8 protein-coding genes and 2 pseudogenes are annotated in these 16708 nt (G+C 48.9%); 5 read left to right on the forward strand and 5 right to left on the reverse strand.

Annotated features, from left to right (window positions below; translation table 11 throughout):
* Window positions 1–262: 262 nt before the first annotated feature.
* From DW965_RS02785 to aroE, 4 genes and pseudogenes are all read left to right on the forward strand, one after another.
* Window positions 263–1210 carry a LysR family transcriptional regulator gene (locus DW965_RS02785; RefSeq protein WP_117813074.1) on the forward strand — a complete coding sequence of 316 codons (948 nt, stop codon included), beginning with the start codon at window positions 263–265 and terminating at the stop codon, window positions 1208–1210.
* Window positions 1211–1281: 71 nt separating this feature from the next.
* Window positions 1282–3302: pseudogene (locus DW965_RS21960) on the forward strand (oxidoreductase).
* Window positions 3303–3522: 220 nt separating this feature from the next.
* Window positions 3523–4413: a quinate/shikimate dehydrogenase gene (locus DW965_RS02795; RefSeq protein ID WP_334295213.1), complete on the forward strand. Its 891-nt coding sequence runs from the start codon at window positions 3523–3525 to the stop codon at window positions 4411–4413.
* Window positions 4414–4614: 201 nt separating this feature from the next.
* Window positions 4615–5485, forward strand: a pseudogene (aroE, locus tag DW965_RS02800) (shikimate dehydrogenase).
* Between the two features lie 159 nt (window positions 5486–5644).
* On the opposite strand, the gene DW965_RS02805 reads toward aroE, so the two are convergent.
* Both DW965_RS02805 and DW965_RS02810 read right to left on the reverse strand, forming a co-directional pair.
* Window positions 5645–7432 carry an ABC transporter ATP-binding protein gene (locus tag DW965_RS02805; protein ID WP_055267792.1) on the reverse strand — a complete coding sequence of 596 codons (1788 nt, stop codon included), beginning with the start codon at window positions 7430–7432 and terminating at the stop codon, window positions 5645–5647.
* Window positions 7433–7443: 11 nt separating this feature from the next.
* Window positions 7444–9231: an ABC transporter ATP-binding protein gene (locus DW965_RS02810; protein ID WP_055267790.1), complete on the reverse strand. Its 1788-nt coding sequence runs from the start codon at window positions 9229–9231 to the stop codon at window positions 7444–7446.
* Window positions 9232–9432: 201 nt separating this feature from the next.
* Between DW965_RS02810 and DW965_RS02820 the strand changes: the two genes are divergently transcribed.
* The gene (locus DW965_RS02820) at window positions 9433–10338 is read left to right on the forward strand and encodes an AraC family transcriptional regulator (protein WP_055267788.1); all 906 of its coding nucleotides are present in this window, start codon (window positions 9433–9435) and stop codon (window positions 10336–10338) included.
* A 116-nt stretch (window positions 10339–10454) separates the two neighbouring features.
* Here the strand turns inward: DW965_RS02820 and DW965_RS02825 are convergent, their stop codons facing one another.
* From DW965_RS02825 to DW965_RS02835, 3 genes are all read right to left on the reverse strand, one after another.
* Window positions 10455–12035, reverse strand: a complete 1581-nt coding sequence (locus DW965_RS02825) for a glucose-6-phosphate isomerase (RefSeq protein ID WP_022462042.1) — start codon at window positions 12033–12035, stop codon at window positions 10455–10457.
* Between the two features lie 123 nt (window positions 12036–12158).
* Entirely contained in the window at window positions 12159–13151 is a 993-nt protein-coding gene (pfkA, locus tag DW965_RS02830) for a 6-phosphofructokinase (RefSeq protein ID WP_055226266.1), read from the reverse strand.
* Window positions 13152–13232: 81 nt separating this feature from the next.
* Window positions 13233–16706 carry a DNA polymerase III subunit alpha gene (locus DW965_RS02835; protein WP_117761880.1) on the reverse strand — a complete coding sequence of 1158 codons (3474 nt, stop codon included), beginning with the start codon at window positions 16704–16706 and terminating at the stop codon, window positions 13233–13235.
* Between the last annotated feature and the right edge of the window lie 2 nt (window positions 16707–16708).

Below are 16708 nucleotides of genomic sequence, written 5' to 3' on the forward strand. Positions count from 1 at the left end.
AATAGATCGTGTTGAGGTCAAATTGTCTTTTTCCTCTGTTCGGTTCATCCTTTTGTTTTGTCACAAACAACAGATTACCAGTTTCGTGAATGTTAAAAAAATAACATTTGCCTTTATTTTAACAGTGAAAACGTGTACGGTCTAATGCTTTTAAAGGAAAAAACCAATGCATTGAATGCATTGATATGGTATACTTGAGTTATCATAATAAGAGGAAGCAAAGACTTTCTTACGGAACCATTTTTTCAGGAGGAAAAACCACATGACACTGAATCAGATTCTCTATTTCCGAAAGGTCGCCCGGCTGGAAAATTATCACCAGGCGGCAGAGGAGCTTTATATTTCCCAGCCATCCCTGAGCCGTTCGATGGCCGCCCTTGAAAGTGAGCTTGGAATCACGCTGTTTGAAAAGAAAGGGCGCGGTGTTGTCCTTACCAATGCCGGCCGTCTTTTCCTGGAGCATGCAGACCGGATCGCAGGCGACTGTGACATTGCGGCAGGCAAGATGAAAGAACTCGCCTCCGGTGGCGGCAAAATCAACATCGGTTATATTTTTCCACTTGCCGGACATTATATTCCGCACAACGTCCGCACCTTTCTGGACAAAGAAGAAAACAAAAACGTTGCCTTTAGCTTCTGGCAGAACCATACCCCGGCCATTGCACAGAAGGTGAAATCCGGCGAACTCGATCTTGGGTTTGGCGGCTTTTTAAAACGCGACGACATGGAGTTTTTTCCGTTGATCCAGCAGCCGCTTGTCATCGTGTCCCCGGAACAGCATCCGATTGCCGACGAACCGGAGGTTCCGCTTGTAAAGCTTACCCGTTATCCGGTGATCGGCTACGACCGCGCATCCTGGATGGGGGCCTACACCGGTCATCTCTACCGCAAATATCAGCTTCATCCCAATATTATCATGGAATGCCCGGATGAATATTCGATTGTGGCACTGGTACGCGAAAACTTCGGCATCGCGCTCATGCCGCGAACCGATATTCTGGAACAGGCAGACGGTATCCGCATCCATACACTGAAAGGTCTCGAGATTTATCATCAGACTTTTATGTTCTGGATGAAGAACCGCTACCGGCTTCCGGCTGTCGAACGGTTTACCGAATACATGAAACAGCACGCTGACATTATCGAAGAGTCCAGAAACGATAGCGAAAACGTATCAAAAGTTTATCTGAAAGATATTGTTAATTTTTAGTCGAAAGAGTTATGATGGATTTGTCACAAACAGAGGATTACCGCTCATGTAATGAATAAGGAGAAATTTTCATGAAGAGTGCTTACCCAAAAATTTTTGAACCAATTACCATCAAACGAACAACGATTAAAAACCGTATTGCAATGACCCCGATGGGAACCAACTACGGTGAGACAAGCGGTGAGATGAGTAACCGTCATATGAATTATTACTCTCTCCGCGCAAAAGGCGGCGTTGGTCTTATTATTCTGGAGAACGCCAACATCGAGTACCCGGTCGGTTCCAACGGAACCAGCCAGATCCGTATCGACCACGACAGCTTTATGCCGCGCTACTATCAGTTAGTCGAAAATCTTCATAAAAACGGTGCTACCGTAGCAATTCAGATCAACCACGCCGGAGCTTCCGCATCTTCCGCAAGAACCGGTATGGAAACCGTTTCTTCTTCCAACATCCCGACAAAAGCCGGCGGAGAAACCCCTCGCCCGATGACAAAAGAAGAAATCATGACAACCGTGAAAAAATACGGCGAGGCTGCAAAACGTGTGCAGGCCATCGGCTTTGATGCCATTGAAATCCACTGCGGCCACTCCTACCTGATGAGCCAGTTCATCTCCCCGTATTACAATAAAAGAACCGATGAATTCGGTGGTTCTGTAGAAAACCGCCTGCGCTTCCCACGTATGGTTCTCGAAGAAGTACGTAAAAACGTCGGACCGTGGTTCCCGATCATCGTTCGTATCTCTGCTGAGGAGCGTGTTCCGGGAGGAAATACTCTGGAAGATACCCTCGAGTACCTCGAGTACCTGGATGAGTTCGTAGATATGTATGACGTATCCTGCGGCCTCAACCCATCCCTGCAGTATCAGATCGACTCCAACTTCCTGCCGGATGGATGGCGTTCCTACATGGCAAGAGCCGTAAAAAATAAATTCAAAAAACCGGTTATCAATGCTGGTAACTACCGTGACCCGAGGTCGTTGAAAAAGTTCTCGAGAGCGGCGATGTAGATATCGTCGGAATGGGACGCGGCCTGATCGCTGAGCCGAACTGGGTGAAAAAAGTTGAGAACGGCGAGGAAGATATCCTTCGGAAATGCATCTCCTGTAACGTCGGATGTGCCGGAAACCGTATCGGCGTCAACCGCCCGATCCGCTGTACCGTAAACCCGGCTGTTCCGGAAGGCGATGTTTACAAAGCACTGAAAGTAAATAAAAACTGTAACGTTGTTGTTGTCGGCGCCGGTACTGCCGGTATGGAAGCAGCCTGCACCGCAGCAGAAGTCGGATGCAACGTTTTCGTACTTGAGAAAAACGATCACATCGGCGGTCTTTCCACTTTCATCTCCGATCTTCCAAGCAAGACCCGTATGAAAGACTTCCCGAAATACCTTGAGGCAAGAGCCGCCAGACTGAAAAACCTGTATATTTTCCTCAACACCGAAGCTACGGTGGATAAGATCAAACAGTTCAAACCGGACATCATTGTAAACTCCACCGGTTCCGTTCCGCTTGTTCCGCCGATCAAAGGCCTGAAAGAGAACATCGATGCCGGAAACGTAAATACCATCTTTGGTATGATCAACAATGTAAACGCCGGAAAATATCCGGAAGAAGCCTGTCAGGGCAAGAAAGTCGTTGTAGTCGGCGGCGGTTCCGTAGGACTTGACGTTATTGAATACTTTGCACCGAGAGGCGCCGAGTGTACCATCATCGATATGCTGCCGCAGATCGGTATGCTTGCAGACCCGATCACCAAATGCTCCATGCGTGAGACACACGACAAATACGGTGTAAAAGAATATGTCAACACCGCTCTTCAGGAAGTAAAAGAAAACGCATTCACTGTAAAGCTTCCGGACGGAACCATCCAGGATCTCACCTTCGATTATGGATTCAACTGCCTTGGAATGCGCTCCAACAACCCGATTCTTCCGGAGCTTCAGGAAGCATTCGCCGATACCCATACTTATATTTATACCATCGGCGATTCCGTACGCGCACGCCGCATCATGGAAGGTACCATGGAAGGCCGTGCGATCCTGAATGTACTGGAGTCCCAGGGATACCTGCATCTGGAGCCGCTTGAGTAATCCCCAGCATCGCTTCTTACCCAGCGAAATAACAAGTGCTTCACTGCATAAGGGAACGATAACGATTCCACTACTTTAAGCAGCCCGACAAAAACTGTATATCATCTGCTACGCTGTTTCTTTTTCAAAATGACAAGATACCAGGGTCAAAAGGTCAAAAAACCTTTTGACTCCAACATCAATGACAACAGCGCAGCATAAAAAAAGAAAAGAGGAAAATATCATGCCAAATATTACAGGACATACCGAATTAGTTGGATTAATGGCTTACCCGATCCGTCACACCCAGTCTCCGACAACCCACAACCTTGCATACGACAAAAACGGAGATGACGTCATTCAGCTTGCTTTCGAAGTTGATAACGATTCTTTAAAAGATGCTGTGCAGAGTATCCGCGCGCTGAAAATGCTCGGTTCCAATATTTCCATGCCAAACAAAACTGTTGTCCACAAATATCTGGACGAGGTAGATGAAGCAGCTAAGTTATGCGGCGCTATCAACACCGTAGTCAACCTCCGCGACGAAAACGGTCAGGTAACCGGCAAACTGAAAGGCTACAACACCGATGGTATGGGATACTGGCAGGCACTGACCGAAGAAGGCATCGATTTCAAGGGAATGAAGATGATCCTGATCGGAACCGGCGGTGCCGCTACTGCAATTGCAGTACGCGGTGCTCTGGATGGCGTTGCAGAAATCGAAATCTTCAACATCAAAGACAAATTCTACAGCCGTGGAGAGGAAATTGTTGATCTGATCAACAAGAACACCAACTGCAAGGCTACCATGAACGACCTGGCAGACAAAGATCTCCTGAAAGAAAAAATGCACGCAGCTGACCTGTTCTGCGATGCTACCGGCGTAGGAATGCATCCACTGGAAGACCTTTCCAACATTCCTGATCCTTCCTTCTTTAAAAAAGATCTCATTGTAACGGATACCGTTTACGCTCCGCGTGAAACTGTTATGATGAAACAGGCAAAAGAAGCAGGATGTGAGAAAGTATTCAACGGCATGGGCATGATGCTGTTCCAGGCACTCATCGCAATCAAGCTGTACACCGGAAAAGATACTCCGGTTGACTACATGAAAGAGAAACTTGGAATCTGATTTCCGGGCGAATCTTTTCCATCTTAAACCTTAATCAAAAACCAACACGAAAAGAGGAAATGAACTTTGCGTCATTTCCTCTTTTTTTCTTGCTTTCTTTCGGCATCTGGAGTATAATTCACTTCATATAGTAGCAGTTTAAAGTGCTACAGCACGATTTATCATCATGCGGAAATACGAGGAGAGAGAGGATTTCATATTATGTCAAAACACATCACAGGACACACCGGATTATTATGTTTACTCGGAAGCCCGGTTGCACACAGTGTTTCTCCGGAAATGCACAACGAAGCATGCGACCAGCTCGGCCTTGATTATAGCTACCTTGCCTTTGATGTACCGGAAGACAAAATGCCGCAGGCAGTCGAAGGACTCCGCACCATGGGTGCAAGAGGCTGGAACATCACCATGCCTGGCAAAAATATCATGTGCAAATTGGCAGACAAGGTTTCTCCTGCTTCGGAGATCTCCGGCGCATGTAATACCATCGTCAACGACAACGGCGTTCTCACTGCTTACACCACCGACGGTGTCGGCTTCATGAGAGCAGTTGCAGAAAACGGCGTAGACATCATCAGCAAAAAGATGACTCTGCTCGGTGCCGGCGGCGCTGCTACCGCAATCCTGGTACAGGCAGCCCTCGACGGCGTAGCGAGATCAACGTATTCAACGTCAGAGACAACTTCTTCGGAAGAGCAGAAGAAATCGTTGCAAAACTCAATGAGCGTACTTCCTGCAAGGTTACCCTGCACGACTTCTCCGATCCGGAAGTCCTTCGCGCATCCATCGCAGACAGCGCCATTCTTGTCAATGGAACTTCCGTCGGAATGGCTCCAAAAACCGAGAACACCATCATCACCGACACAACGATGTTCCACAAAGACCTCTTCGTTTTCGATGTGATCTACAATCCGCAGGAACCCGCCTGCTGCGTGAGGCAAAAGAGGCTGGATGCAAGACCGGAAACGGCATGTACATGCTGTTATACCAGGGAGCTGCTTCCTTTAAGCTGTGGACCGGTGAAGATATGCCGGTTGAAATCATCAAAGAGAAATATTTCTCCGGAAAATAAGAAGAACTCCTGCTTTGCCGAATTTTCCGCCTGCGGCGGGTCGCTTCGGCGACACGCGCAAAAAGCGACACGAACAAGAAACGGCAAAAGGCTTCTGCCACGGATTTTTATCCGCTGGCAGAAGCCTTTTTTATAATCTTTTTTATGATCTTTTTTTGATCAGCCCGCTTTCTGTACTTCATCAAGCTGTGCTGTATACAGTTTATAATAATGGCCTTTCTTTGCCATCAGCTCATCATGTGTTCCGCTCTCCATAATACCGCCGTTATCGATATACATAATCTTATCGCAGTTGCGGATCGTAGACAGACGATGCGCAATGATAAATGAGGTTCTGCCCTTCAGCATGGCATTGAGTCCCGTCTGCAGTGCTTTTTCGGTCTGTACGTCAATGCTTGAGGTCGCCTCATCGAGAATCAGAATGGCCGGATCGGAAAGCAGGGTACGCGCAAACGAAATGAGCTGCTTTTGTCCCTGGCTCAGCATGGAACCACGCTCCCTTACCTCCGTCTGATAGCGATCCGGCATTTTGCTGATAAACTCGTCCGCACAGACAGTTCTGCTCGCCTTCACAATCTCCTCATGTGTTGCGTCAAGCTTTCCGTAACGGATATTATCCTCAATATCTCCCGAGAAAATAAAGCTGTCCTGCATCATAATACCCATCTGCTCACGCAGGGAATGAATGGTCACCTGCGAGATATCCTGTCCATCGATCAGGACGCGACCGCCATTGACATTGTAAAACCGTGAAATCAGATTGACAATCGTACTCTTTCCGGCTCCGGTCGGTCCGACAAGCGCCACACTCTCACCCGGTTTTACCGTAAACGAAACATCGTTTAAGATCTGTTTTGACGCATCGTACGAGAAATTTACGTGATCGAAGGTCACCTCACCGCGGATTTTTGGCATTTCAACGGCATCTTTTGCATCCTTTACCGTCACCGGCTCATCCATCGTCTCAAAGATACGTTCCAGATACGCAATGTTGTTGATAAAGTTATTGAAGATGTTTCCAAGGTTCATGATCGGCTGCCAGAAATACGATGCATAGCTCGAAATCGCTACAATCGTACCAACCGACTTATTTCCCTGCCCGAAAAGGATCAGACCGGACAGAAAAATGGCAGCACGCACGCAGACGGAAATTGAATCGATACCCGGCCATACCAGGTTGGAATAGCGAACTGCTGTATTCCATGTTCTGCGGCAATCCTTGGAAAGATCTTTGAAAATCTCCGCATTCTCATCCTCTCGTGCAAAGATCTGCGTAATGCGGGCTCCGACAATATTCTCCTGCAGATAGGCATTCAGGTTCGAGTTCTTGTTCGAAACTGCCTGCCATGCACGTCTCTGTTTATTCTTGATCCAGACCATGAAAACGCACAGCACCGGCACGCCGCAGAGCACGACAAATGCCATCTGCACATCAACCAGAAACATGAAAATCACGATAAACAGAAGGTTGAAGCTCTCCAGAACGATGTTGATCAGACCATTTGACAGCATATCCGATACCGAGTTGACGTAGTTGACAACCCGAATCAGGATCTTGCCGTGCGGGCGGTCATCGTAATACTGGAACGGCAGCTCCTGCAGATGTGCAAACAAATCTTTTCGGATATCATAGATGATACTCTGACTGACATCCACCATAATGCGGCTTCGGATTGTTGTGAAGATCACGCTCACCAGATAGATGCCGACCAGCATTCCCACAAGAGAAAATAAAAGCCTCTCGTTTTTCTCCGGAATTGCAAGGTCCAGCGCCCGCTGGATAATCATCGGCGCCACATAGCCGGACGCACCGCCGATGCCACTCAAAAGGATCGCAAAAACCATCCGTTTTGCATATTTTTTGATATAGGATGAAGCTCTGAGCAGATGCTTGATGTCAAACGGCTCTTCGAGCACTTCATCCTGCTTGTATGTATTTTTTGCCATTGCTTCCCCTCCTACAGTTCATCCACACCGGTCTGCAGCTTCACCAGTTCATAATAGTAACCCTTCTTCTCCATCAGTTCCTCATGTGTTCCCATTTCTTCAATATAGCCATTTTGCAGAACAATAATCTTGTCCGCTGTTTTCGTTGTCGAAATTCGCTGTGCAATCACAATCTTGGTACATGGAAAATCAAGCTCCCGTAAGGACTGCTGAATCTGTTTCTCTGTTTCCATATCAACCGCCGATGTTGTATCGTCAAGAATCAGAACCGATGGACGGATAGCCAGTGCTCTTGCCAGAGAAATTCTCTGCTTCTGGCCTCCGGAAAGACCAACACCGCGCTCTCCGACCAGGGTATCGTAGCCCTCCGGCATCTTTGAAATGAAATCTGCCGCAGCGGAATACCTTGCAAACTTGACAACCTCGTTCATCTTGATCGAATCATCGCCGTAGGCAATGTTTCCCTCGATCGTGTCAGAATACAGCAGAACATCCTGCGTGGCAAGTCCGATCTGTTTTCGGAGATCATACAGCTTCAGCTGTTCTACAGGAATTCCGTCAATCCGGATCTGTCCTTCTGTCGGCTCATAAAACCGCGGGATCAGATTGATCAGCGATGTCTTGCCGCAGCCGGTCTCGCCCATGATCGCAACCGTCTCGTTCGGATGGGCCGTGAAGGAAATATTGTGCAGAACCGGCAAATCACCATCCTCGTATTGGAAGGAAACGTTATCAAACTCGATTTTGCCTTCAAACCGCTCCGGATGGGAAACGGCATTTTCTTCGTCCCTGATTTTCGGTTCGGAGTAATACAGCTCCATGACCTTTTTCGACGCTGCTGAGAACCGCTGAAATTCGTTCATGATATTTCCCATCTGACGCATCGGATTGGCGATTGCCCAGATGAGGCCTGAAAATGCCACATAGTCTCCCATAGTAAGCTGTCCTCTGATCATAAAAACACCGCCGACTGCGAGCAGGACAACCGGCATCAGGTTCGCAATACTCTCGACAATCGGGAAAAATTTCAGCCATACCATTCCGGTTGCCTTATTCGTCTCCGCATAGTCGGTATTGGCACGGTCGAATTTCTCGATTTCGTAATCTTCTCTTGCAAACGCTTTGACAACGCGGTTTCCGGAAATATTCTCCTGTGCGCATGTATTCATCTGTGCCAGTTTTTCACGCAGCGCCGCATGCATCGGGGCAACGCGGTTCCGGAACAGATAGATAATCCAGAATACAAACGGTGAAATCACAAGAACGCACAGTGCCAGCTTCCAGTTCGTATACAGGAAGAAAACGGCCGCTGCAGCAAACAGAGAAAATGACTCAACCACCATTCGTACAACCCATGCAACCATGTGACGCACCGCATCCAGGTCTCCTGTCTGCCGTGTCATCAGATCTCCTGTCCGATAGGTACTGTAAAACGTCATATCCTGACGCTGAAGCTTGTCGTACAGATAATTCCGCACCCGGTACAGAACACTCTGCGACACCGTCTCATAGATCATACAGCTGCCATAAACAACGATAACACGCAGGAACGTAAAGCCGACCATCGCAAACAGCAAGCGGTAAAGCAGGTCACGGTGTACCTGAAGATTTGTCGCCGCGTTCTCCCCCGTTAAAAACAGATCCACAATTTTTCCCGAAAAATAGGGAATCGTAAGCTGCAGAATATTGTACAAAACGGTTCCGAGAATACCGACAAAGTACAGCGCCCGTTTTCCCTCCATGTTTTCCCACAGCCACGCAATTTTGTTTTTCGGGAATTGTTTCGTGTTGCTTTTCATGTTTTCATATCCCCCCTTATCTTAGGAAATTGAGTTACCAAATTCAGCATTAATTTTCTTTCAAATGCTTTCGCCATTGTATCAATTTTCATTTGGATATGATATAATGCGACTGTACAAAAATAGAATGTTTCTATTTTTCCGAAACTGATATTCCCAGAAAAATACTGAATATTTTTTACCTGAAGGGGGACTTTTCCGTTGAAGAATCTTTTTGAATACAGTGACATCCTGCACTCGCCGATTGAAGCCTTTTCCTGCTGCTCCGACAGTTTTTCCATGCCGGTCAAATCCCACTGGCACTATTTTACGGAGGTTCTTTATCTGCAGGAAGGTTCTCTTCTCGTGAGCTGCAACGATTCCGTCTACCACATAAAACCGGGCTCTTTCATCCTGTTTCCTCCACAGACGGTCCACGCACTTGCCGCAGACCAGGATCGGCCATTCCGCTATTTCTGTATCAAATTCAACCTGAACCGCATCCAGCTCACCGGAAGCTACCTTCCGAACCTGAGCTTTGCTTTCCATAAAATCGCCACGATGACCTATCCTTCGCTTTTGTTTACGCAGGAAGATCTCTCAGAGCTGAATCTCCATGATTTTTTTGTAACCCTTGAGAGGGAGGCTCTTGAAAAGAAATACGGTTATGATGCCTATATCTATTCTCTCTTTTCCACACTGTTTCTCCGGCTTCTGCGTATCTGGCACTGCCAGGGAATCTGTTTCAATCCCGAATCGATTTCCGAGAGTGAGGAACAGAGTATGCAGGATATCCTCGTCTATCTCGACCGCCATTCCCAGGAAAACATCAATATCGAGGCACTGGCACATAAATACAACATGAGCTACTCCTATTTTGCCAAACTTTTTCTGAAGCATTACGGGCAGAGCTGTAAGCAGTATATCGAGTTTATCCGCCTGAACAAGGTTGAAAACCTGCTTCTTTTTACCGACTATGACCTGAACTATATTGCAGCCGAGACCGGCTTTGCGGACTGCAGTCATCTGATCCGCACCTTTAAAAAGCGGTACCAGATCACCCCGCGGCAATTCCGTCAAAAGCACCAGACCACGGTTTCCTCGTCTCTCCCGGCGAAGCTGGGATAATCTGAAAATGAAAAAACCCTGCAAAAGCAGGGCTTTGTCTATAGTCTGAAATCTCCCGGAGTTTTTCCGGGAGATTTTTTTCACAGGACGCCTTTTCTGATCAGAAAATAACGCTTTTAGATATTGAGCAGATCACTGAATACCTTCAGTGCTCCGTCTGTCTCATGAGCCAGAACGCGTTTTGCAAGGACTTTACCAAGCTGGACGCCTTCCTGGTCGAAGCTGTTTACGTTCCACAGGAATCCCTGGAACATGATCTTATTCTCGAAGTGTGCAAGCAGTGCTCCCAGCGTCTTCGGATTTACCTGATCTCCGATGATGATGCTGGACGGACGGCCGCCTTCGAAGTTTTTGTTTTTATTCTCATCTGCTTTACCGCAGGCAAATGCAACGATCTGAGCTGCTACGTTTGCGCAGAGTTTCTGCTGGCTGGTGCTGCCCTGGATGTCGACATCGGTCTCCATCTGGTTATTGCGGAAGCCTACAAACTGCAGCGGAACGATATCAGTTCCCTGATGCAGCAGCTGATAGAAGGAATGCTGTCCGTTGGTACCTGGCTCGCCGAAGAGAACCGGACCGGTCGGGTAATTGACCGGCTCGCCGAAGCGGTTGACCGATTTACCGTTGGACTCCATATCTACCTGCTGTAAGTGAGCCGGGAAACGGTTCAGTGCCTGGGAGTACGGAAGAACTGCAGTGCTCGGATAGCCAAGAACGTTTCTCTCGTAAACACCGATCAGCGCATCGAGCATCTCCGGGTTCTGTAATACGTCTTTGTTTGCAGAAAGTTTATCTTCTGCTGCAGCGCCCTCGAGGAATGCTGCGAATACTTCCGGTCCGAAAGCCAGGGACAGAACAGCGCCGCCGACTGCGGATGTGGAAGAATAACGGCCTCCGATGTAGTCATCCATGAAGAATGCTGCCAGATAGTCGTCGCTCTTTGCCAGCGGAGAAGTCTCACTGGTAACGGCGATCATATGCTTGGATGCATCCAGGCCTGCATTTTTCAGAGCGTCTTTTACGAAGGACTCATTGGTCAGAGTCTCCAGTGTGGTTCCGGATTTGGATACCAGAACGAAGATGGAATGTGCTACGTCGATCGAATTCAGAACAGCTGCTGCGTCATCCGGGTCAACGTTGCTGATGAATTTTGCTTCCATTTTGAAGCAGCCGTTTTTCTTTGCCCAGTTTTCCAGAGCCAGATACATCGCACGCGGGCCAAGGTCGCTTCCGCCGATACCGATCTGCACAACGGTGGTGAATTTTTCACCTGCTGCGTTGGTGATCTCACCTGCATGTACTTTGTTCGCAAACTCTGCGATGCGGTTCTGCTGCTCTACGTAGAAAGCACGTTTGTCTACGCCGTCTGCCGTAACGGTGTTTCCGAGCTGGCCGCGGGTCAGCTGATGAAGCACGAGACGGTTCTCTCCGGTGTTGATGACAGCACCGTTGTAAAGCTCCTCAAATTTTTCAGAAAGCTGTGCCTCTTCTGCCAGTTTTACGAGTGCGGCAAGGACATCCTCATTCACCTGTTTTGCTGCGTAGTTATACGCAAGTCCTTCTGCCATCGGAACGCTGTAAGATTTTACGCGCTCTGCTCCGTTTTCGCCGGACATCACCTCGGCAAGATTGACACGCTCCACTTTTTTCAACTCCTCAAAAGAAGCCAGTTTATCAAGATTGTTCCAGGTAACCATTGTTAAGTTCCTCCTGTTTTTTTATTTTGTCTCTCTATTCCGTCCGCGGAAACATTTTTATTCCCGCTATTATACCAATGAAACAGACTGCTTGCTAAAAACAGTCTGTTTCGTGATATTTTTTTATTTCGTATAGTTATAAGAAAGAGCTCTTGCGATCTCCCACTGATATTCCGGCAGAGTCTTTGTCATGGACAGTGCCTCATCGATATCGTAATCTACATACTCACCGTTCTTGTATGCAACAACGCGGTCTGTTTTGCCTTCCAGAAGAAGGTCAACTGCGTAAGCACCCATGATGGACGCATATACACGGTCTTTACATGTCGGGCTTCCTCCACGCTGCATATGTCCAAGGATCGTTGCACGGGTCTCGATGCCGGTTGCAGCTTCGATTCTGCGCGCCATGCTGGTGGAATGGCCGATGCCCTCAGCATTTACGATGATATGATGTTTTTTGCCTTTTCTACGGTTCTCGATGATGTTGTTGATGATCTTCTGCTCATCGTAATCGTATTTCTCCGGAAGAAGAATATCCTCTGCGCCGTTTGCGATACCGCACCACAGAGCGATATATCCGGCATTACGTCCCATAACCTCGATGATCGAGCATCTCTCATGGGAAGTGGAAGTATCTCTTACTTTATCAATGGCTTCCATTGCAGTGTTTACCGCGGTATCAAAACCGATGGTATATTCTGTGCAGGCGATATCCAGGTCGATGGTTCCCGGTACACCTACGGTGTTAATTCCAAGAGCTGCCAGTTTCTGCGCTCCTGCAAAAGATCCGTCTCCGCCGATAACTACCAGTCCGTCGATGCCGTGTTTTCTGCAGACATCTGCAGCACGTTTCTGGCCTTCCAGTGTACGCATCTCTGCGCAGCGGGCGGTATAAAGGATGGTACCTCCGCGCTCGATGGTGTCGGATACATCGCGGGCTGTCATGTCGATGATTTCTTCGTTCATCAGTCCGTCGTAGCCTTTCAGGATACCTTTCATCTGAACGCCCTTCTGCAGACCTCTTCTTACGGCTGCACGGATCGCTGCGTTCATACCTGGTGCATCACCACCGCTGGTAAGCACTCCGATTGTCTTTACCTTGTTAGTCGTTGCCATATGAATTCCTCCATCTCATCACACACATTAATAAACGAGTAGTTTTATTTATTAATCACACACAGTTTTATTTTAAAGCATTCAGGCCCTTTTTTCAATACTCTTTTCTACAACTTTCACGTTTCCGGTACCGAATTTTGCCTGAAGTGACGCCACCAGACGGGCATCTGCCTGCACATTGCGGCTCGGCGGCAGTTTTTTCATCGCTTTGATCGATTTGATGTAGAGAATCACGCTGTCCTTGCCGTCGGATTCATGCAGCATCTGGTACAGATCCGCCACTTCTCTCTCGTACGTTTCCTTGTCCGGGAACTGGATCCAGAGCTCTTTCGGGATGCCTGCAAACGGGAAAATTTTCTCGCAGATCAGCTTGCTCGGCTTATCATCCTCCGCGGAAACACGGCCCTGGATGAAGACACGCGCATCGGTCTGCATCATCGCTGCGTTTTTCTCGTAATCGCGCGGGAATACGACGATTTCCATACTGCCGACGAGGTCCTCGAGTGTGAGAAATGCCATTGTCTTGTTATTCTTTGTATATTTGATTTTTTTATCCGTGATAATGCCGCCGACAATCTCTTTCGCGCCGTCGGTGACGGATGGGAAACCCGTCTCCTCATCCGGCTGGAAGTCTGTCGTTACCGCGGAAATGTTCTTCCGCCAGCACTCCTCCTGCTCCTCTAGCGGATGACCGCTGACGTAGATGCCGAGCACCTCTTTTTCGAGCGCCAAAAGATCACTCTTTTCGTATTCTCCGACATCCGGGTACACCGTTTCATACGACCGTTTGGTCGTCTCATCTACGAAGTCAAACAGACTCATCTGGCCGCTTAACGAATCTTTTTTCTCGCGCGCCACATCATCGAGCACATTGGCGTAGACGAACATGAGCTGCTTTCTCGTCACGCCGAAGCAGTCGAATGCGCCCGCCTTGATAAAGTTCTCGACGGTCCGCTTGTTGACTTCTTTTCCGCTCAGACGCTCCGCGAAATCCTTTAACGAGCGGAACGGTCCGTTTGCACTCCGCTCCTCCACGATCGCCTCCATGACCGGCTTTCCGATGCCTTTGACCGCCGCCATGCCATAGCGGATCGCCTGGCCGTCCACCGTGAATTTTCCTTCGCTTCGGTTGATGTCCGGCGGCAGAATGGAAATGCCCATCTGGCGGGAACTCAAGATATACTCTGCGACTTTTCCCGGGTTATCGATGCAGGAGGTCATCAGAGCCGCCATGAACTCAACCGGGTAATAGTATTTCAGCCATGCCGTCTGGTACGATACGAACGCGTACGCCGCCGCATGGGATTTGTTGAAGGCGTATTTCGCGAAGTCGATCATCTCGTCGTAGATCTTGTTCGCTGTCTTCTCATCAATGCCGTTTTTGATACAGCCCGGCACGCCCTCGGCCTCGTTTCCATAAACGAAATTCTGGCGCTCTTTTTCCATGACAGATGCCTTTTTCTTCGACATCGCACGGCGCACCAGATCGGCCCGTCCAAGCGAATAGCCCGCCAGTGCCTGTACGATCTGCATAACCTGTTCCTGGTAGACGATACAGCCGTACGTCGGCTCCAGAATCGGTTTTAAGAGCGGTGTATCGTACGTAACGGATTCCGGGTTGTTTTTTCCTTTGATGTACTGCGGAATAAAATCCATCGGGCCCGGACGGTACAGGGAAATTCCGGCGATGATATCCTCGAGGCTCTGCGGTTTTAACTCCTTCATGAAGTTTTTCATTCCCGCACTCTCGAGCTGGAACACACCGACCGTTTTCGATGCGCCGATCATACCGAGCACTTTCGGATCGTTGTAATTGATGTGAAGCAGATCAATTTTCTTATTGCTGTAACGCTCTGCGAGCTTTGTCGCATTCTGAATGACGGTCAGGGTCCGAAGTCCTAAGAAGTCCATTTTCAGAAGTCCCAGTTCCTCGAGCGTCGTCATCGTGAACTGCGTGACGATCGTTCCGTCGCTTCCTCGCGAGAGCGGCACAAATTCCACCAGCGGACGCGAGCCGATGACAACACCGGCGGCGTGCATCGACGTGTGGCGCGGCAGACCTTCAAGTCTCCGTGACATGTCGATCAGATGTGCAACCTCTTCATTGCCCTGATACAGCTCCCGCAGCTCATGGTTCATCTGCAGTGCCTTGTCGATCGTGATATTCAGTTCATTCGGAATCATCTTCGCAATCGAATCGACCTGTGCATACGGCATATCCAGCACACGGCCGACATCGCGGATGACACCGCGCGCCGCCAGTGTACCGAATGTGACGATCTGTACAACGCGGTCCTTGCCGTATTTTCTCGTTACATAGTCGATGACCTCCGGGCGGCGTTCGAAGCAGAAATCCACATCGATATCAGGCATGGTAACTCGTTCCGGGTTCAGGAAACGCTCGAACAGGAGCTGGTACCGCATCGGGTCCAGCTGTGTGATGCCAAGGGTGTAGGAAACAATACTTCCGGCCGCCGATCCTCGTCCCGGTCCGACCATGATGTCGTGGTCGCGCGCAAATTTGATGAAATCCCACACGATCAGGAAGTAATCGACGTAACCCATCGTTTTGATCGTATCAAGCTCATATTTCAGCCGCGCCTTCAGTTCATCTGTCGCCGGGTGATACCGTTCCTCGAGGCCGTCGTAGCAGAGCTTATTTAAGTATTCCCAGGAAGTGTATCCCTCCGGCACATCGAATTTCGGAAGTTTTGTGACACCAAATTCGATCTCCACATTACACCGGTCTGCAATTTTCTGTGTATTTTCGATTGCCTGCGGTGCATACGGGAAGAGCGATGCCATCTCCGCCTCGGATTTCACGAAATACTGTCCGCCCTCGTAGCGCATGCGGTCCTCATCCGTGATCTTCTTTCCGGTCTGCAGGCACAGAAGAATATCGTGGGAATCCGCATCTTCTGCGTACGTGTAGTGAATATCATTCGTCGCCACCAGCTCGATGCCGGTTTCTGCCGAGAGGCGCATCAGCTGCTGATTGACCATCCGCTGCTCCGAGATGCCGTGATCCTGCAGTTCCAGGAAGAAATTGCCTTTTCCGAAAATCTTCTCATACCGCAGTGCGGCCTCTTTTCCCATCTCGTACTGGTTCCGCACCATCGCACGCGCCACCTCACCTGCAAGGCAGGCGGAAAGCGCGATAATGCCCTCGTGATACTTTTCCAGAATCTCCATGTCGACACGCGGCTTATAGTAAAATCCATCGATAAAGCCCGCCGAAACAATCTTCATCAGATTGGAATAGCCCGTATTATTTTCCGCCAGCAGAACCAGATGGTAGTACCGGTCCTCTCCGCGGCTGGTTTCGCGGTCGAAACGGGAACCCGGCGCCACGTAAACCTCACAGCCGAGGATCGGCTTGATGCCCTGCGCGCGGGCTTCTTTATAAAAATCGATACAGCCGAACATGACGCCGTGATCGGTGATCGCGGCGCTGTTCATGCCAAGCTCCTTGACTCTGGCAACGTACTCTTTGATCTTGTTCGATCCGTCCAGAAGGCTGTATTCGGTATGTACATGTAAATGCGTAAAACTCATCG

Origin of the sequence: Blautia sp. AM47-4 (genome assembly GCF_003479865.1) — a bacterium.
Classification (GTDB): domain Bacteria; phylum Bacillota; class Clostridia; order Lachnospirales; family Lachnospiraceae; genus Fusicatenibacter; species Fusicatenibacter saccharivorans.